Below are 17,942 nucleotides of genomic sequence, written 5' to 3' on the forward strand. Positions count from 1 at the left end.
ATGCTGCTCGTTGGATCTGGCCGTCACCGTCGTCGCACCCAGACCGAGAAGGTCATCGCCGTCGCCGGCGTGGCCGGCGTCGGACTCGCACTGCCGCTCCTCACCGCCACCGGCGCCTCCGCGGCCCCCGCCTCCACCTGGGACGCCGTCGCCCAGTGCGAGAGCGGCGGCAACTGGAGCATCAACACCGGCAACGGCTTCTACGGGGGCCTGCAGTTCACCCCCAGCACCTGGAAGGCGTACGGCGGCACCGCCTTCGCCGCGCAGGCCAACCAGGCCAGCAAGGGCCAGCAGATCGCCATCGCCGAGAAGGTGCTGGCCTCCCAGGGCCCGGGCGCCTGGCCCGTCTGCTCCCAGAAGGCCGGCCTGTCCAAGGGCGGCCCGGCGGCCTCCGTCGACACCTCCTCGGACACCAAGGCCCAGGCGGCGCCCAAGAAGCAGGCCCCGAAGGCCGAGAAGCCCGCGCAGAAGCCGGTGCAGCAGTACGCGCCCAAGCACGCCGCGCCCAAGGCCGAGACGCCCGAGCAGCCGGCGCAGCCGTACGCGCCGAAGCACGCCGCCCCGCAGAGCGCCGCGCCGCAGAGTGCCGCGCCGAAGGCCGGGGACTACACCGTGCGCTCCGGCGACACCCTGTCGACCATCGCCTCGGCCCAGGGCGTCTCCGGCGGCTGGCACTCGCTGTACGACCACAACCGCTCCACCGTCGGCGGCGACCCGGACCTCATCCTCCCGGGCCAGGTGCTGCACCTCGGCTGAGCCGTAAGGCCCGACGAGGGCCCGACGAGGGCCTGACGAGGGGGCCGGCCGCGGGGCCGGTCCCCTTCGTCCGCATTCGCCCCGGCCCGTGCGGACGTTCCGGGGCGGGAAGGTGAACTACCGGTGGGTAGCCGGGCCACACGCTGAGACGGGACCGAGGCCGACGTGGCCCCGGAGGTCCGGGCGGTTAGGCTCTGGTCGTAACGACTCCGCAATCGCCCCGCCGCTGATCACCACCCCTGTCGGCGGGACCTGCTTCCGCAAGGAGATGCCTCGTGCCGTCCATCGATGTCGTCGTAGCCCGTGAGATCCTCGACAGCCGCGGCAACCCCACGGTCGAGGTCGAGGTCGGCCTCGACGACGGCAGCACCGGCCGTGCCGCCGTTCCGTCCGGTGCCTCCACCGGCGCCTTCGAGGCGCTCGAGCTGCGCGACGGTGACAAGAACCGCTACTTCGGCAAGGGCGTGGAGAAGGCCGTCCTGGCCGTCATCGAGCAGATCGGCCCGGAGCTGGTCGGCTACGACGCCACCGAGCAGCGCCTGATCGACCAGGCCATGCTCGACCTGGACGCCACCCCGGACAAGTCCTCGCTCGGCGCCAACGCCATCCTCGGCGTCTCCCTGGCCGTCGCCCACGCCGCCTCCGAGGCCAGCGACCTGCCGCTGTTCCGCTACCTGGGCGGTCCGAACGCGCACGTCCTGCCCGTCCCGATGATGAACATCCTCAACGGCGGCTCGCACGCGGACTCCAACGTCGACATCCAGGAGTTCATGATCGCCCCGATCGGCGCGGAGTCCTTCTCCGAGGCCGTCCGCTGGGGCGTCGAGGTCTACCACACCCTCAAGGGCGTCCTGAAGGAGCGCGGCCTGTCCACGGGCCTCGGCGACGAGGGCGGCTTCGCCCCCGACCTGGACAGCAACCGCGAGGCCCTGGACCTCATCGTCGAGGCCATCCAGAAGGCCGGCTACGAGCCCGGCCGCGACGTGGCCCTGGCCCTGGACGTCGCCGCCTCCGAGTTCTTCGAGGACGGCGCCTACCAGTTCGAGGGCAAGGCCCTCACCTCGGCCGAGCTCATCGAGTACTACGCCGAGCTGGTCGACGCCTACCCGCTGGTCTCCATCGAGGACCCGCTGGACGAGTCGGATTGGGACGGCTGGAAGGCCATGACCGTCAAGCTGGGCGACAAGGTCCAGCTGGTCGGCGACGACCTGTTCGTCACCAACCCGCAGCGCCTGGCCCGCGGCATCGAGACCGGCACCGCCAACGCCCTGCTGGTCAAGGTCAACCAGATCGGCTCGCTGACCGAGACCCTGGACGCCGTCGAGCTGGCCCAGCGCAACGGCTACCGCTGCATGATGTCGCACCGCTCCGGCGAGACCGAGGACGTCACCATCGCCGACCTCGCCGTCGCCACCAACTGCGGCCAGATCAAGACCGGCGCCCCGGCCCGCTCCGAGCGCGTGGCCAAGTACAACCAGCTGCTGCGCATCGAGGAGATCCTCGACGACGCCGCCGAGTACGCCGGCCGCGGCGCGTTCCCGCGGTTCCGCTCTGCGGAGTAGTGAGCACAGCCGCTCTGCGGAGTAGTGCGCACAGCCGCTCCGCGGACCAGTGAGCACAGCCGCTCGGAGCGCTGAGCCGCACGCCTGACCGGTGCCCCGCCGTTCACCCCGTAGGGTGGTCGGCGGGGCACCGTCGCGACCAGGAGGGGACACCGCAGATGGCAGGCTGGAGGATTCCGGGCTTGGCGGCCCGTCCTCGGTTCACGAGCCGGGCGACCGTCCTCGTCCTGGTGCTCTGCTCACTGGTGGCGATCCTCGCGTACCCGACACGGCAGTTCATCTCCCAGCGGGCCGAGATCTCCGCCCAGCGGGCGAAGGCCGACCACGCCCGCCAGCAGGTCGAGCAGCTGCGCCGGGACAAGGCCCGCTGGCAGGACCCGGAGTACGTGAAGGCGCAGGCCCGCGCCCGACTGCACTACGCGGTGCCGGGGGAGACCCCGTACATCGCCGTGGACCCGGCCGGCCGTGACGCCGCCCGGGCCTCCGCGCCCGCCTCGCCCTCGGGGGGCACGGCGGCCGGCCCGGTGAAGGCGGCCAAGCCCTGGTACGCCGGCATCTGGGACTCGGTGGACGCGGCCGACACCGCCGCTGCCGCCCCCGCCGCTCCTGCCGCCCCCCGTCCGACCCCACCGCCATCCGCTGGAGACACCTCCCCCCATGACCACTGAGAACCACCCCGCCGTCTCCGACGCCGACGTCGCGGCCATCGCCGCCCAGCTCGGCCGGGTGCCGCGCGGCCTGCGCGGTGTGGCGCACCGCTGCCCCTGCGGCAACCCGGACGTCGTCGAGACGGCCCCGCGCCTGCCGGACGGCACGCCGTTCCCCACGCTGTACTACCTGACCTGCCCCAAGGCCGCCTCGCTGATCGGCACCCTGGAGGCCGAGGGCGTGATGAAGGACCAGACCGCGCGCCTCGCCGAGGACCCGGAGCTGGCCGCCGCCTACCAGAAGGCGCACGAGGACTACATCGCCCGGCGCGACGCGATCGAGGTGCTGGAGGGCTTCCCGAGCGCCGGCGGCATGCCGGACCGGGTGAAGTGCCTGCACGTGCTGGTCGGCCACTCGCTGGCGGCCGGAGAGGGCGTCAACCCGCTCGGCGACGAGGCGATCGGCATGCTGGAGGACTGGTGGGCCAAGGGCCCCTGCGTCTCCCCGGCCGAGGTCGAGGCCGCCGGCGGGCGCGTCCTGCGCAACCGCGCCAAGGCGCAGGACCACGAGGCCGTCATCGCGGCCAAGCAGCAGAAGACCGCCGAGCGGGCCGCGAAGAAGGCCGCCGAGGAAGCCTCGCAGGAGCAGGAGTCCGAGTGAGCACGACCCGCGTGGCCGCGATCGACTGCGGCACCAACTCCATCCGCCTGCTGGTCGCCGACCTCGACGCGGAGACGGGCGGGATCACCGACCTGGACCGCCGGATGATCATCAACCGGCTGGGCCAGGGCGTGGACCGCACCGGCCGGCTGCACCCGGACGCGCTGGAGCGCACCTTCGCGGCCTGCCGCGAGTACCTGGAGATCATCCGGGGCTTCGGCGTCGGCCCGGAGCGCACCCGCTTCGTCGCCACCAGCGCCTCGCGGGACGCCGAGAACAGCGACGAGTACGTCAAGGGCGTGCGGGAGATCCTGGGCGTCGAGCCCGAGGTGGTGAGCGGCGAGGAGGAGGCGCACCTGTCCTTCGTCGGCGCCACCAAGGAGCTGACCGGCGGTCGGTTCCCGGCCCCCTACCTGGTCTTCGACCTCGGCGGCGGCTCCACCGAGTTCGTCCTCGGCGGGGCGGACGTGCAGGCGGCGCGCTCGGTGGACATCGGCTGCGTCCGGCTGACCGAGCGGCACTTCGAGGGCGCCGAACTGCCCTCCGAGGAGCAGATCGCGGCCGCCAGGGCGCACGTGCGGGCCGAGCTGGACAAGGCCGAGGAGGTCGTCCCGCTGACCGGCGCCGCCACCCTGGTGGGCCTGGCGGGGACGGTCACCACGGTCTCCGCGATCGCCCAGGACCTGCCGGCCTACGACTCGGAGCGCATCCACCACTCCCGGATCGGCCGCGAGCGCGTCGCGGAGATCGCCCGCGAGCTGCTGGCCGCCACCCACGCCGAGCGCGCGGCCATCCCGTCGATGCACCCGGGCCGGGTGGACGTGATCGCCGCCGGGGCGCTGGAGCTGCTGGAGATCATGGAGCGGACGGGCGCGGCCGAGGTGGTCGTCAGCGAGCACGACATCCTGGACGGCATCGCCTGGAGCATGGCCGGCTGACCGGCCGGCACCGCCCAGCAGGACGCCTGTAGACCGGCCCCGGTACCCCCGTGAGGGGGCCGGGGCCGGGGCGCGCGCGGGCCCGTGCGGGAAAGTTCGTGAATTTCTTCACATGGCGATCCAGTCATTCGTCGCACTCCGTCGCCCGAGACGTCCGAATTGTGGGACCGAAGGTCCGATGACGGTGAAGCCCACTGGTTCGCAGGCCAGCGCTCGACTGAGGTTTGAAAATCGAAATCGCGCGCGGGAACGCAGGCCCGGTGCGGATCGTTGCTGCTCAACGGGGTGGTGCTCCGGCGCGTGTTCTCACGCGCCTGCGCGGGGTGGTGGACCCTCGCGCCGGGCCCGGTTTTGCGGCCGCGCAGTGTATCACAGGGTGTCCAGCAACTTGTGACCGGGCTCACGAAGGCTGCTCCGGACGGTGCTGGATACTTTCCGATATGAGCACCACGGAGCGTCCTCGCATCCTCATTGTCGGCGGTGGTTACGTCGGCCTGTATGCCGCGATGCGCATCCTCAAGAAGATGCGCTACGGCGAAGCGACCGTCACGGTCGTCGACCCGCGGTCGTACATGACGTACCTGCCCTTCCTTCCCGAGGCGGCCGGCGGCAGCGTCGCGCCTCGCAACCTCGTCGCCCCGCTGCGCGGCGTCCTCAAGCAGGCGGAGGTGCTGACCGGGTCCGTCACCGGCATCGACCACGCCCGTAAGGTCGCCACCGTCCAGCCCGCGGCCGGCGACAGCTACGAGCTGCCGTTCGAGTACCTGGTCGTCGCGACCGGCTCGGTCTCCCGCACCTTCCCGATCCCGGGTCTGGCGGAGAACGGCATCGGCATGAAGACGGTCGAGGAGGCCATCGGCCTCCGCAACCACGTCATGGCGCAGCTGGACAAGGCCGAGTCCACCACGGACCCGGAGATCCGGCGCAAGGCCCTGACCTTCGTCTGCATCGGCGGCGGCTTCGCCGGCGTCGAGACGCTGGCCGAGATCGAAGACATGGCCCGCGACGCGGCCAAGCTGTACAAGACCTTCACCCGTGACGACATGCGCTTCGTCATGGTCGAGGCCGCCAACCGCATCCTCCCCGAGGTCGGCCCGGAGCTGGGCCTGTGGACCAAGGAGAAGCTCGAGGAGCGGAAGATCGAGGTCTACATCGAGACCTCGATGGACTCCTGCATCGACGGCCACGTCATGCTGAAGAACGGCATGGAGATGGACGCCGCCACCATCGTGTGGACGGCCGGCGTGAAGCCGAACCCGGTCCTCGCCAACTTCGGCCTGCCGCTGGGCCCGCGCGGCCACGTGGACACCGCCCCGACCCTCCAGGTCCAGGGCTTCGAGTACGTGTGGTCCGCCGGCGACAACGCCCAGGTGCCCGACCTCGCCGCCGGCGAGGGCGCCTGGTGCCCGCCGAACGCCCAGCACGCCTGCCGCCAGGCCGTCGTCCTCGGCGACAACGTGATCTCCGGCATGCGGGGCTTCCCGCAGAAGGAGTACAAGCACAAGAACCTCGGCGCCGTCGCGGGCCTCGGCCTGCACAAGGGCGTCGCGATCCTCTTCGGCAAGGTCAAGCTCAAGGGCCGCCCCGCCTGGTGGTTCCACCGCCTGTACCACGGCGCGATGGTGCCGACCTTCAACCGCAAGGTCCGCGTCTTCATGGACTGGACGCTCGCGATGTTCTTCAAGCGCGAGATGGTCGGCCTCTCCCAGATGGAGCAGCCGCAGCTGCCCATCCAGGAGGTCACGCCGCCCACCAAGCCGGTCGAGGCCGCCAAGCCCGCCGCCGAGAAGGAACTCGCCGCCAAGTAAGCGACTGAGACCCCGGTGTGGGAGCGCCGGGGTATGAGTCGGAGGCCCTCCGCCCGGCAGTGTCGCCGGACCACGACCTCCGTGGTGCTCAGCCGGCCTTGCGACCGGGCGGAGTACAGCAGTAGAGAGCCCCTGCCGAAACCCTCCGGCAGGGGCTCTTCTGTGTGCCGGCCCCGCCCGCACCTTCCGGTGCGGGCGGGGCCGTCGCTCCGTCGGTCGGTCAGTCCGTCTTGATGCTCTCCAGGATGTCCAGCCTGGAGGCCCGGCGGGCGGGCCAGAGGGCGGCCACCAGGCCGACCAGACCGGCCAGGCCCAGGAAGAGCGCCAGCTGGCCCCACGGCAGGACGGTGGTCAGCCCGGACAGGCTGTTCTTGAGGGTGCCGTTGATCGCCCAGGCGATGAAGCAGCCGAGCACCAGGCCGATGCCCGCGCCGAACACCGAGATCACCACGGACTCCAGACGGACCATCCGCTTGATGCCCCGGCGGTCCAGGCCGATCGCGCGCAGCATCCCGATCTCGCGCTTGCGCTCGAAGACCGACATCGCCAGCGTGTTGATCACGCCCAGGATCGCGACCAGCACGGACATCGCCAGCAGGCCGTACATCATGTTCAGCGCGAAGGTGATCGCCTGGCTGAAGTTCTTGCGCACGTCCTCCATGGACTTGACCTCGATCACCGGGTTGGCGCCGGTGGCGTCCGTCAGGGACTGCTTGAGCGCCTCGGTGGCCCCGTTCTGGCCCTTGACCAGGACGGCGGAGGCGTGCGCCTTGGGCTCGTGCTTGACGAGCTCGGCGTTGGCCATGACGGCCGAGCCGAGCACGCCGCCCTTCTCGTACACGCCGCCGACGGTGACCGGGGCGGAGGTGCGGTCGGGGAAGGCGGAGGTCACCGTGGAGCCGGCGGTGACGTTCAGCTTCTTCGCGAGGTCCGAGTCGACGAGGAGCTGGCCCTTGCCGAGGGCGTCCGCCGAACCGCTGGTCAGCTTCATCCGGACGAGCTGCTCGTAGGACTTCGGGTCCAGGCCCGTGATCTTCACGGAGGTGTCGGCCAGCGACCAGCGGGACTCCACCAGCGGCGAGGAGGCGGCGACCCCGGGGGCCTTGGCGATCTGCTCGGTCAGCGAGCCGGTCAGCGGCATCCCGTTGGCGGCGTCGACCAGGTAGTCGGCCTTCACCGAGCTGGTCAGCGTGCGGTCCAGGGCGTCGGTGACCGAGGAGCCGATCACGGTGAGGCCGCTGACCAGGGTCAGGCCGATGGTGAGCGCGGCGGCCGTGGCGGCGGTGCGGCGCGGGTTGCGCACCGCGTTCTGCTGGGCGAGCTTGCCGGGCGTGCCGCCGAGGCCGCGCAGCAGCGGGCCGACCAGCGCGACCACCGGGCGGGACAGCAGCGGCAGCAGGACGAAGACGCCGATCAGCGAGAGGAAGGCGCCGATGCCGACCGGCATCCGGCCGGAGTCGTCGCCGGTGGAGGCGCCGTAGGCGATCAGGGCCAGGCCCGAGGCGGCCAGCAGCGCGCCGATGGTGTTGCGGATGAGCAGGCTCTTCTGGGTGGCGGGCTGGTCCCCGCCGCTCATCGCGGCCACGGGGGCGATCCGGGCGGCGCGGCGGGCCGGCAGCAGGGCCGACAGGACGGTGACCAGGACGCCGACCACGATGGTCACCAGGATCGTCACCGGCTTGATGACCAGCGAGCCGCTGGGCATGTTCTCGTCCAGGCTGCCCATCAGCGACTGCAGCCCGGCGCCGATCCCGACCCCGGCGGCCAGACCGGCCACGGCGGAGATCGTGCCGATCAGGAGCGCCTCGACGAGCACCGAGCGGGTCACCTGCTTGCGGCTGGCGCCGATGGCGCGCAGCAGGGCCAGCTCCTTGGTGCGCTGGGCGACGAGCATGGTGAAGGTGTTGGCGATGATGAAGATGCCGACGAACAGCGAGATGCCCGCGAAGACCAGCAGCATGGTGCGCAGGCTGTCGGTGCCCTGGGTGATCATGGCCTCGTCGTCGGCCTTGAGCTGGGCGCCGGTCTGGATGTCGAACTGCTTGTCGGTGCCGATCTTGCCCCGGACGTCGCCGAGCAGCGCGTCCTGGCTGGTGCCGGGCTTGGCGGTCAGCACGATGCTGCTGTAGCGGCCGGGCTCCAGGAGCACCTGCTGGGCGGTGGCGCGGTCGAACAGGGTGAGGGTGCCGCCGGTGTTGACCACCGGGTCGTCGGTGGTGAAGACACCGGTGAGCTTGGCCGAGACGACCGGCCCGGTGGAGGCGACGCGGACGGTGTCGCCGACCTTGTAGCCCGCCTTGTCGGCGGTCTTACGGTCGAGGGCGACCTCGGTGGCGTCCTTCGGGCCCCGGCCCTCGGCCATCGGGTAGCGCGGGTCGGCGCCGTCCGGGCCCGGGGCGAAGTTGGCGCCCTTGGCGGACCAGGTCTGGCCGATCAGGTTGCCCTTCTTGTCGGCCACCCCGGTGAAGCCGCTGACCACGCCCCGGGCGTTGGCCGTGCCCGGGAGGGCGGCCAGCGTCTTCACGGAGGAGTCGTCGAGCGTGCCGGTGCCGCTCTCGCTCTTGTGCCGGCCGGAGGACCCGGAGTCGGCCGCGCGGTCCACGACCTGGACGGAGACGTCCGAGTAGCTCTTGGAGTTGCTGTCCCGCATGGCCTTGCCGAAGGTGTCGGAGAAGACCATGGTGCCCGCGACGAAGGCGGTGCCGAGCATGACGGCGAGCGCCGTCATCAGCAGCCGGCCCTTGTGGGCCAGCACGTTGCGCAAAGCGGTGCGATACATGAGGTGTCCTGGATGTCGGTGAAGCGGTCGGCCGGGCTGCCGGGCTGTCAGCTGGTGCGGCCCTTGGCGTCGAAGCGGCGCATGCGGTCCAGGACGGTGTCGGCGGTGGGCTGGTGGAGTTCGTCGACGATGCGGCCGTCGGCGAGGAAGACGACGCGGTCGGCGTAGGCGGCGGCGACGGGGTCGTGGGTGACCATGACGACGGTCTGGCCGAGTTCGCGCACGGAGTTGCGCAGGAAGGAGAGGATCTCGGCGCCGGAGCGGGAGTCGAGGTTGCCGGTGGGCTCGTCGGCGAAGATGATGTCGGGCTTGCTCGCGAGGGCGCGGGCGCAGGCGACGCGCTGCTGCTGGCCGCCGGAGAGCTGGGAGGGGCGGTGGCTCAGGCGCCCGGACAGGCCGACGGTGTCGACGACGCGGTCGAGCCAGGCCTTGTCGGCCTTGCGGCCGGCGATGTCCATGGGGAGGGTGATGTTCTCCAGGGCGGTGAGGGTGGGCAGGAGGTTGAACGCCTGGAAGATGAAGCCGATGTGGTCGCGGCGCAGCTGGGTCAGCTGCTTGTCCTTGAGGCCGACGAGTTCGGTGTCGCCGATGGTGGTGGAGCCGGAGGAGACGGTGTCGAGGCCGGCCATGCAGTGCATGAGGGTGGACTTGCCGGAGCCGGAGGGGCCCATGATGGCGGTGTACTCGCCCTGGGGGAAGGTGACGCTGACGTCGTCGAGCGCGACCACGCGGGTCTCCCCCTCCCCGTAGACCTTGTTCAGGCCGGTCGCGCGGGCGGCCGCCCGACCGGTGAGGACGGCGGTTGCGGTCGACGTGGTCACGGGGTGCTCCTCGATGGCTCGCGGTTATTGCTTCCATCCTCCGTGGACGATCATGGAATCTCGTCGCTCCGCCGAACGGTTGGAGCGACCACCGCTGGGCGTAGACCGGCTCGGAGGTCTCCTCCTGCGGTATGACCTCACCCCTGAGGCGGCGGTCGTGGCCGGAATGGACACTCTCGGTGGCCGAATCGCCGGACAGTTCGTCAGATGGCAAGGAAACATGACAACTTCCCTGGCTGGGAACATGCGAAAGGGCGATCCGGGCGACTAGGCTCTGGGGGTGGTTCGCAGGACGCCCGGATGGTGGAACGCAGACACGGGCAGCTTAAAACTGCTTGGCCGCGAGGCCGTGCCGGTTCGAGTCCGGCTCCGGGCACCACCCGCGCCACGGCCGTTGACCAGGGGAAACGGCCTGAGGTGCGCGAAAGAGCGATCCCGTCGTGGGAACACGACGGGATCGTCGGCGTATGCGGGCCCCGCACGGGCCCTACGCACGGGCCCTACGCGCGGCCGGCTGCGCGCTGGGTGCGGCGGGCGAGGGAGTCGACGACGACGGCGGCGAGCAGCACCGCGCCGGTGATCATGAACTGGATCGCGTTGCTCAGGCCCTCGATGTTCATCCCGGACTGGATCGAGCCGATCACCAGCGCGCCGAGCAGTGCCGACCAGGTCTTGCCGCGCCCGCCGAACAGGCTGGTTCCGCCGATGACGGCGGCCGCGATGGAGTTCATCAGCAGGTTGCCGCCGCCGGAGGTCTGGCTGGCGGACTGGATCTGCGCGGCCAGGAAGAGGCCGCCCACCGCCGCCATGGTGGAGCAGATGCTGAAGACGCTGATCCTGATCCAGGCCACGTCGATGCCGGCCCGGCGGGCGCCCTCGATGTTGCCGCCGAGCGCGAACACCTTGCGGCCGTAGGCGGTGCGGCGCAGCACGAAGTCCAGCACCACGATGAAGATCAGGAAGATCAGCAGCGCCAGCGGCAGCCCCTTGTACTGGTTGAGCGTGTAGGCGGCGAGGAAGGCGATGACCGCCAGGACGACCGTGCGCACCACGAGGTCGGTCATCGGCCGGTACGGAACGCCGGCGGCCCGGCGCCGGCGGGCGTCGACGAGCGAGGCGAGCACGAACAGCGCGACGCCGATCAGCGCCGCGCCGTAGGCGGCGATCTGCTGGCCGTAGATGGTGGTGTAGAGCCTGGAGACGATGTCCTTGCCGGAGAGGTTGACGGTTCCGGTGGCGCCGAGCACCTGCAGCATCAGGCCGTTCCAGCCGAGGTTGCCGGCGAGGGTGACGACGAAGGCCGGGACGCCGACCTTGGCGAAGAACAGGCCGTGGATCACGCCGACGGCGGCGCCGCTCGCCAGGGCGACGAGGAGCGCGACCCACTGGTCGACCCCGTTGTTGACGTTCAGGACGGCGAACAGGGCCGCGCACAGGCCGCTGACGTAGGCGACGGACAGGTCGATCTCGCCGAGCAGCAGCACGAACACGACGCCGAGCGCGATCATGCCGGTGCCGACGATCTGCTGCGAGAGGTTGGACAGGTTCTGGGCGGACAGGAAGCTGCTGTTGAGGCTGCCGAACACCACCCAGATGACGATCAGGGCCACCACCACCGGCAGCGAGCCGAGTTCACCGCTGCCGACGCGGCGGCGGAACTCGGCCAGGTAGCCCTTGATGCCCTCCTGGCGGACGATCAGCCGGGGGTCGACCGCGGGGGTGGCCTCGGGGGCGACCGGGACGGGGGCGTTGACGCCGCCGGTGGGCATGGAGTCCTCGGGCAGCGGGATGTGGTGGCGCTCGGGTTCGCCGCCGGGGGCGCTCCCCGGGATGTGGTCGCTCACTGGGAACCCTCCTGGCCCCTGGCCCTGCGGCGGGTCACGGCGTTGTCCGTGGCGCCGGTGATGGCGGAGATGATCTCTTCCTGGCTGGTGTGGCGCTTGTCGAAGACCCCGTTGTTGCGGCCGAGCCGCAGCACCGCGACGGTGTCGGCGACGGCCATCACGTCCGCCATGTTGTGGCTGATGAGGATCACGCCGTGGTCCTGCTCGCGCAGCCGCTCGACCAGGTCGAGCACCTGGGCGGTCTGCTCGACGCCGAGGGCGGCGGTCGGCTCGTCCAGCATCACGACCCGGGGCGAGCCGATGAGCGCGCGGGCGATCGCGACCACCTGGCGCTGGCCGCCGGAGAGCGAGGCGACCGGGATCCGTACGCTGGGGATGCGGATGGATAGGGTGTCCAGCAGCCCCCGGGAGCGCTTCTCCATGGCGACCTCGTCGAGGATGCCCAGGCGGCGGATCTCGCGGCCGAGGAAGAGGTTCCCGACCACGTCGAGGTTGTCGCAGAGCGCGAGGTCCTGGTAGACGGTGGCGATGCCCAACTGCTGGGCGTCCTGCGGGCGGTGGATGGCCACCGGCCTGCCCTGCCACTCGATGACGCCGTCGTCGGGCTGGTGCACTCCGGCGATCGCCTTGACGAGGGTGGACTTTCCGGCGCCGTTGTCGCCGACCAGGGCCACCACCTCGCCGGCGCGCACCTCCAGTTCGATGTCGGTGAGCGCCTGGACGGCGCCGAACCGTTTGGAGACCCCGCGCAGGGCGAGTACGGTCTCACCTGCCACAGTGACCAACTCCCTTGCCCCGCCTCCCTCGTGGGGGCGGGGCGTGTTCGGCTTCGGAGGTACCGCCTGCTACTGGAGGCCGGCGGTCTTGCAGGCGTCGGCGTAGTCCGCCGTGCAGATCTGCGCGACGGTGTAGAAGCCGTCGGCGACCACGGTGTCCTTGACCTTGTCCTTGGTGACGACGATCGGGGTGAGCAGGTTGGCGGGCACCGTGTTGCCGCTGCCGTTGGTCACCGTGGTCGGCACGAGGGCGGAGTCCAGCGCCTTCCCGGAGGCGAGGCCGACCGCGATCTGGGCGGCCGCGTCGGTCTCCGGCTTGAGCGGCTTGTAGACGGTCATGGTCTGGGTGCCCGCGACGATCCGCTGGATCCCGTCGAGCTGGGCGTCCTGGCCGGTGAGCGGGACGCCGAGGCCGGCCGCCTTCAGCGCCGTCGCGACACCGGCGGCCATGCCGTCGTTGGCCGAGTAGGCGCCGACCACGTTGGCCGCACCGATCGCGGTGATCGCGGCGGCGGCCTCCTGGTTGGCCGTGTTCGGGTCCCACTGAGGGGTGTCGAACTCCTTGCCGATCTTCAGCTTGCCGTCGATCGCGCTGTGCGCGCCGGCCTTGAAGTCCGCCGCGTTGGGGTCGGTGGGCGAGCCGTTGATCATGAAGATCTCGCCCGCGCCCGCCTTGTCCCCGACCGCCGCCACCAGGGCCTGGCCCTGCAACTCGCCGACCTTGTGGTTGTCGAAGGACACGTACGCGTCCACCGGGCCCTGGGCGAGCCGGTCGTAGGCGAGCACCTTGACGCCGGCGTCGTGGGCCTTCTGGACGGAGGACTGGATCGCCTTGGAGTCCACCGCGTCCAGGACCAGCACCTTGTCGCCCTTGGTCAGCGCGGTGTCCACCTGGGTCTGCTGCAGCGTCGCGTCCTGGTTGGCGTTGTAGTAGTCGATCTGCGCCTGCGGCGCCAGCTCCTTGATCTTCTTCTCGATCAGCGGGCGGTCGAACTGCTCGTAGCGGGTGGTCTTGGTCTCCGGCAGCAGCAGGCCGATCCGGACGGCACCCACCGCGGCACCGCCGCTCGCGTTCGCGCTGCCGGAGGAACCGCCGCCGGAGGACTGCTTGGCGCTGCCGCAGGACGCTGCGCCCAGGCCGAGGGACACGACGGCGGTGACCGCGAGGACGCGGCGGAGCCCGATGCTCATGGAAGATGCCTCTCCGGTTGAGTCCGCCCCCTCGCCTCCGAGTCTGGGAAGCTCCGGCCGCCGCGACGATCCCGGTGCGCCGAACGGGTTGCGGATTCGCTCGGGCGTCACCCGGCCGGTCCCGCGCAACGCGGCGCCCGGGGAGCCGGGTGACATCCGCCGGGAGCCGTTCACCGAATCCTCCTCGCGGAGTATCCCGGTATTTTTGCCAAGCCATTACCCTGATACACGGGCGGTGCAGTGCCGCCACGGAGGGAATGAGCAATGAGAAGCAGTAACCCGGTCTTCTCGCGGGAGGGGTCCTTCACCCGCGACTCCGGCTACGCGGGGTTCGGTGCGAACCAGCAGGCCGGGGCGCCGTACGGCCAGAACCCCTACGCGGGCACGCAGTACGCCCAGCCGGCGCCGGGCCAGGGCCCGATGACGGACGAGCAGCTCTACCAGATGTACAACGGCCCGGCGGCCGGCCCGGGTGCCACCGGGCGGATGACGATCGACGACGTGGTCGCCCGGACCACGATGTCGCTGCTGGTCCTCGTCGCCAGCGGCGCGGCGGCCTGGCTGCTGCTGCCGTACAAGAACTTCGGCTTCGCGGTCGGCGCCTCGCTGGTCGCGTTCATCGTCGGCCTGGTCCTCCAGTTCAAGTCGAAGATCAGCCCCACCCTGGTGCTGGTCTACGCGGCGCTGGAGGGCGTGTTCCTCGGGGCCCTGACGCACTTCCTGAACACGCTGTACCCGGGCATCGCCGTCCAGGCGGTGCTGGGCACGGCGCTGGTGTTCGGCTCGATGCTGGCCGCCTTCAAGAGCGGCAGGTTCCGGGTCAGTGCGAAGGCCGCCCGGATCGGCGTGGCCATCGGCCTCGCCTTCTCCGTGCTGCTGCTGATCAACTGCTTCGCCTGGGCGTTCGGCGGCGGCCTCAACACCTGGGGCGGCCCGCTGGGCGTCGGCATCGGCCTGGTCGGCATCGGCCTCGGCGCGTTCTTCCTCGCGATGGACTTCACCGAGATCGAGCACGCCATCGCCCGGGGCGTCCCGCAGGAGGAGTCCTGGCGCGCGGCCTTCGGGCTCACCGTCTCGCTGGTCTGGATCTACTTCGAGATGCTGCGCCTGATCGCCTCCCTGCGCGGCGACGACTAGTCGCACCCGCACCTCGCACTGCCGCCGGGCCCCGGAGCACACCGCTCCGGGGCCCGGCGGCGTTCCGGGCTCCGGTTAGGCTCTCGGCATGCATGACGTACAGCCGTTGGTCGAAGCCGTCGAGGCGCTGTCGGACCGTTTCCGCTCGCTGCCGCAGAGCAAGCTGCTGGGCGCGGTGCCCGGGTACGCCTCGCGGGCGGCGGCCGGGCTGGCGCTGGCACGGGAGTTGGCCGGGGCGGCGCTGGCGGCGGAGGGGGAGCCGGCGCGGGAGGTGCCGGACGTCGGGGTGTTCGCGGTGGGGGACCAACTGGCCGTCGCCGGGCACGATCTGGCGGCCGCGCTGGCGGCCCTGCCCGAAGGGCCGGAAGCCGCCGGGGTGTTGGAGGGGGCGCTGGCCTCCGTGCGCGCGACGGCGGCGCTCTGCGGCTGAGCGGGCCCGGGAACGCCGAAGGCCGGTCGAGTCGGTAACCCCGAGGACTCGGCCGGCCTTCGTTCGTCGGTTGCCGTCAGATGCTGGCGACCACCCGGTCCGCCAGGACGTAGACGGCCTCCTCGTCGGTGGAGAAGGTCAGCGAGTACGAGCCGGAGAAGCGCGAGCCGCCGAGCAGCCGGACGTGCTCACCGGCGCGGACGGCGTCGATCAGCCGGTACGCGGCCTCGCGGTCGCCGGGGGCGACGCACAGGGTGGTGCCGTCCGCGAAGGCGTAGACGTCGAGGGTGCCGAGCGGGCCCGGGCGGACGTCGACCAGGGCGACGGCCTCCTCGGCGAGGGTGGCGAGGCGGGTGTCGGTCCACTCGCGCGAGGGCGCCTGGCTCGGGACGAAGTCGGGGTGCGAGGGGTGGCGGCGCGGGTCGGGAGCGGCGACCGGGGCCTCCTCGACGACCGGGTCGGTGTCCAGCAGCCCGGCCTCCAGGCCCGTGGCCAGCAGGTCGGCCTCGCGGCGGGCGCGGGCGTCCTTGGCGCTCTCCGCGGCCGGGGGGCCGGGGCGCAGCGGCACGCCGCCCTCGGGGCCGGGGTCGACGGGGCCGGTGACGCCGTCGCTGATCAGGTCCTCCAGCGCGGAGCGCAGGGCCTCGCCGAACTCCGGGTCCATCGTCCCGGCGTTGTCGGCGGCCTCCTGCGGGCCGGTGGGGCGGGGGAAGAAGAGGGGCCACTCGTCGGTGCCGGTGAAGGCGCCGCCGGTGTAGGGGGAGTCGAACAGCGGGGCGTCCTCGGCCGCGCGGGCCTCCTGCTCGGCCCAGAAAGCCCGGGCCTCGGTGATCTCCCGCTCACGGTCGGCGGCGAGCGCCTCGGCGACGGCCCGGCGTATCGCGGTCTCGTCGACGGGTGAGGGCGCGGCGGGGGCCGCGGCGTGCGCGTCCAGCCGGCGGGAGAGGCCCCGGAGGTGGAGCAGCACGGCGGTCGACACGGCGATCAGGATCAGCAGGAGGATGGCGTAGACGGCGCTCACGGAACGTACTCCTAGCGAGGAGTGGATCGGGGTTACGTCTCCACACTGCCGCATGTGGGGCTGTTACCGCAGTGGCGAATGTCTACTTTGTCCGTGACTTTCGCTCTTGTCCCCAAATTGTTAGGTACTGCCGTTCTACGCAGTGCAGTTGATCCGCTCCGCAGTGTCGATTTCCGGGCCCGTTTCGAGCGGAAAGAGGGCCGGATCGACCTCTCGGTGTGATCCGGCCCTCAATTACGCTGCGTCACTCCAAACGGGTGGTCCAGACCTCCTGGAGTTGCGGAACGCCCGCATGTGTGGTGTCAGCTCAGGCGCTCGATGACCATCGCCATGCCCTGGCCGCCGCCGACGCACATGGTCTCCAGGCCGAACTGCTTGTCATGCCACTGCAGGGAGTTGATCAGCGTGGTGGTGATGCGGGCACCGGTCATGCCGAAGGGGTGGCCGACGGCGATGCCGCCGCCGTTCACGTTCAGGCGGTCCAGGTCGATGCCGAGGTCGCGGTAGGAGGGGATCACCTGGGCGGCGAACGCCTCGTTGATCTCGACCAGGTCGATGTCGCCGATGGACAGGCCGGCCCGACGCAGCGCCTGCTTGGACGCCTCGACCGGGCCGTAGCCCATGATCTCGGGGGAGAGGGCGCTGACACCGGTGGAGACCACCCGGGCGAGCGGGGTGATGCCCAGCTCGCGGGCCTTGGTGTCGGACATGACGACCAGCGCCGCGGCGCCGTCGTTCAGCGGGCAGCAGTTACCGGCGGTCACGGTGCCGTCGGGGCGGAAGACCGGCTTGAGGCCCGAGACGCCCTCCAGGGTGACGCCCGCGCGCGGCCCGTCGTCCGTGCTGACGACGGTGCCGTCCGGGGTCGTGACCGGGGTGATCTCGCGCTCCCAGAAGCCCGCCTTGATGGCCGCCTCGGCGAGGTTCTGCGAGCGCACGCCGAACTCGTCCTGCTCGGCGCGGGTGATGCCCTTGAGCGCGGCCAGGTTCTCGGCGGTCTGGCCCATCGCGATGTAGGCGTCCGGCAGCAGGCCGTCCTCGCGCGGGTCGTGCCATTCCCCGCCGCCCTCCTCGGCGCGCTTCTTCGTACGGGCCTGGGCCTCGTCGAAGAGCGGGTTCATGGTGCCCGGCATGCCGTCCGAGGTGCCGTGGATGCTGCGCGAGACGGTCTCGACGCCGGCCGAGATGAAGACGTCGCCCTCGCCGGCCTTGATCGCGTGCATCGCCATGCGCGTGGTCTGCAGCGAGGAGGAGCAGTAGCGGGTGACGGTGGCGCCGGGCAGGTAGTCCATGCCCATCTGGACGGCCACGATGCGGGCCAGGTTGTGGCCCTGCTCGCCGCCGGGAAGGCCGCAGCCGAGCATCAGGTCGTCGATCTCGCGCGGGTCCAGCTGCGGGACCTTGGCGAGGGCGGCCTGGATGATGTGGGCGGTCAGGTCGTCGGGGCGGACGTCCTTGAGCGAGCCCTTGAAGGCCCGGCCGATCGGCGAACGGGTGGCGCTGACGATGACGGCTTCGGGCATGGCGGGCTCCTCGCTGGGTGACGGCGGACCTGACGTCCGGGAGGAAAG

General features: G+C 71.3%; 15 protein-coding genes and 1 tRNA gene. 9 read left to right on the forward strand and 7 right to left on the reverse strand.

Annotated features, from left to right (window positions below; genetic code table 11):
- From ACIBCA_RS05265 to ACIBCA_RS05290, 6 genes are all read left to right on the forward strand, one after another.
- A complete protein-coding gene (locus ACIBCA_RS05265; RefSeq protein WP_396281465.1) occupies positions 1-756 on the forward strand; it encodes a transglycosylase family protein in 756 nt (251 codons plus the stop codon).
- 275 nt (positions 757-1,031) lie between these two features.
- Positions 1,032-2,318 carry a phosphopyruvate hydratase gene (eno, locus tag ACIBCA_RS05270; protein WP_396281466.1) on the forward strand — a complete coding sequence of 429 codons (1,287 nt, stop codon included), beginning with the start codon at positions 1,032-1,034 and terminating at the stop codon, positions 2,316-2,318.
- Between the two features lie 182 nt (positions 2,319-2,500).
- Complete coding sequence (locus tag ACIBCA_RS05275) at positions 2,501-2,986, forward strand: septum formation initiator family protein (RefSeq protein ID WP_396281467.1); 486 nt, start codon at positions 2,501-2,503, stop codon at positions 2,984-2,986.
- Positions 2,958-3,626 carry a DUF501 domain-containing protein gene (locus ACIBCA_RS05280; protein WP_396281803.1) on the forward strand — a complete coding sequence of 223 codons (669 nt, stop codon included), beginning with the start codon at positions 2,958-2,960 and terminating at the stop codon, positions 3,624-3,626. Before ACIBCA_RS05275 ends, ACIBCA_RS05280 begins: the two co-directional genes overlap by 29 nt.
- Positions 3,623-4,564, forward strand: coding sequence for an exopolyphosphatase (locus ACIBCA_RS05285; protein ID WP_396281469.1), 942 nt, complete (start codon positions 3,623-3,625; stop codon positions 4,562-4,564). The genes ACIBCA_RS05280 and ACIBCA_RS05285 overlap by 4 nt, the downstream gene beginning before the upstream one ends.
- A 440-nt stretch (positions 4,565-5,004) precedes the next feature.
- Positions 5,005-6,372 carry an NAD(P)/FAD-dependent oxidoreductase gene (locus ACIBCA_RS05290; RefSeq protein ID WP_396281470.1) on the forward strand — a complete coding sequence of 456 codons (1,368 nt, stop codon included), beginning with the start codon at positions 5,005-5,007 and terminating at the stop codon, positions 6,370-6,372.
- A 220-nt stretch (positions 6,373-6,592) separates the two neighbouring features.
- Here the strand turns inward: ACIBCA_RS05290 and ACIBCA_RS05295 are convergent, their stop codons facing one another.
- Together ACIBCA_RS05295 and ACIBCA_RS05300 are read right to left on the reverse strand one after the other, a co-directional pair.
- Complete coding sequence (locus ACIBCA_RS05295; RefSeq protein ID WP_396281471.1) at positions 6,593-9,151, reverse strand: ABC transporter permease; 2,559 nt, start codon at positions 9,149-9,151, stop codon at positions 6,593-6,595.
- A 47-nt stretch (positions 9,152-9,198) separates the two neighbouring features.
- The gene (locus ACIBCA_RS05300; RefSeq protein ID WP_396281472.1) at positions 9,199-9,972 is read right to left on the reverse strand and encodes an ABC transporter ATP-binding protein; all 774 of its coding nucleotides are present in this window, start codon (positions 9,970-9,972) and stop codon (positions 9,199-9,201) included.
- Between the two features lie 294 nt (positions 9,973-10,266).
- Between ACIBCA_RS05300 and ACIBCA_RS05305 the strand changes: the two genes are divergently transcribed.
- A tRNA-Leu gene (locus ACIBCA_RS05305) sits at positions 10,267-10,351 on the forward strand.
- 121 nt (positions 10,352-10,472) lie between these two features.
- On the opposite strand, the gene ACIBCA_RS05310 is transcribed toward ACIBCA_RS05305, so the two are convergent.
- The 3 genes from ACIBCA_RS05310 to ACIBCA_RS05320 form a co-directional block, all read right to left on the reverse strand.
- Positions 10,473-11,741: a sugar ABC transporter permease gene (locus tag ACIBCA_RS05310; RefSeq protein ID WP_396281804.1), complete on the reverse strand. Its 1,269-nt coding sequence runs from the start codon at positions 11,739-11,741 to the stop codon at positions 10,473-10,475.
- Positions 11,742-11,812: 71 nt separating this feature from the next.
- Positions 11,813-12,592, reverse strand: a complete 780-nt coding sequence (locus ACIBCA_RS05315; RefSeq protein ID WP_396281473.1) for an ATP-binding cassette domain-containing protein — start codon at positions 12,590-12,592, stop codon at positions 11,813-11,815.
- A gap of 69 nt (positions 12,593-12,661) precedes the next feature.
- The gene (locus tag ACIBCA_RS05320) at positions 12,662-13,783 is read right to left on the reverse strand and encodes a sugar ABC transporter substrate-binding protein (RefSeq protein WP_396281474.1); all 1,122 of its coding nucleotides are present in this window, start codon (positions 13,781-13,783) and stop codon (positions 12,662-12,664) included.
- A gap of 264 nt (positions 13,784-14,047) precedes the next feature.
- Here ACIBCA_RS05320 and ACIBCA_RS05325 point away from each other — a divergent pair, with 264 nt between their 5' ends.
- Complete coding sequence (locus ACIBCA_RS05325) at positions 14,048-14,920, forward strand: Bax inhibitor-1/YccA family protein (protein WP_396281475.1); 873 nt, start codon at positions 14,048-14,050, stop codon at positions 14,918-14,920.
- Between the two features lie 88 nt (positions 14,921-15,008).
- Positions 15,009-15,350 carry a hypothetical protein gene (locus ACIBCA_RS05330; protein WP_396281476.1) on the forward strand — a complete coding sequence of 114 codons (342 nt, stop codon included), beginning with the start codon at positions 15,009-15,011 and terminating at the stop codon, positions 15,348-15,350.
- A gap of 76 nt (positions 15,351-15,426) precedes the next feature.
- On the opposite strand, the gene ACIBCA_RS05335 is transcribed toward ACIBCA_RS05330, so the two are convergent.
- Both ACIBCA_RS05335 and ACIBCA_RS05340 read right to left on the reverse strand, forming a co-directional pair.
- Entirely contained in the window at positions 15,427-16,371 is a 945-nt protein-coding gene (locus tag ACIBCA_RS05335; protein WP_396281477.1) for a hypothetical protein, read from the reverse strand.
- Positions 16,372-16,673: 302 nt separating this feature from the next.
- Positions 16,674-17,894, reverse strand: a complete 1,221-nt coding sequence (locus ACIBCA_RS05340; protein ID WP_396281478.1) for an acetyl-CoA C-acetyltransferase — start codon at positions 17,892-17,894, stop codon at positions 16,674-16,676.
- Positions 17,895-17,942 lie beyond the last annotated feature (48 nt).

The sequence above is a fragment of the Kitasatospora sp. NPDC051170 genome, from assembly GCF_044455705.1.
Lineage (GTDB): Bacteria > Actinomycetota > Actinomycetes > Streptomycetales > Streptomycetaceae > Kitasatospora.

What these genes read in the sequence shown, in the direction of transcription:
- ACIBCA_RS05320 (WP_396281474.1), bottom strand. Translation starts at nt 13,783, where the DNA reads ATGAGCATCGGGCTCCGCCGCGTCCTCGCGGTCACCGCCGTCGTGTCC.
- ACIBCA_RS05330 (WP_396281476.1), top strand. Translation starts at nt 15,009, where the DNA reads ATGCATGACGTACAGCCGTTGGTCGAAGCCGTCGAGGCGCTGTCGGAC.
- ACIBCA_RS05340 (WP_396281478.1), bottom strand. Translation starts at nt 17,894, where the DNA reads ATGCCCGAAGCCGTCATCGTCAGCGCCACCCGTTCGCCGATCGGCCGG.
- ACIBCA_RS05295 (WP_396281471.1), bottom strand. Translation starts at nt 9,151, where the DNA reads ATGTATCGCACCGCTTTGCGCAACGTGCTGGCCCACAAGGGCCGGCTG.
- ACIBCA_RS05290 (WP_396281470.1), top strand. Translation starts at nt 5,005, where the DNA reads ATGAGCACCACGGAGCGTCCTCGCATCCTCATTGTCGGCGGTGGTTAC.
- ACIBCA_RS05265 (WP_396281465.1), top strand. Translation starts at nt 1, where the DNA reads ATGCTGCTCGTTGGATCTGGCCGTCACCGTCGTCGCACCCAGACCGAG.
- ACIBCA_RS05325 (WP_396281475.1), top strand. Translation starts at nt 14,048, where the DNA reads ATGAGAAGCAGTAACCCGGTCTTCTCGCGGGAGGGGTCCTTCACCCGC.
- ACIBCA_RS05310 (WP_396281804.1), bottom strand. Translation starts at nt 11,741, where the DNA reads ATGCCCACCGGCGGCGTCAACGCCCCCGTCCCGGTCGCCCCCGAGGCC.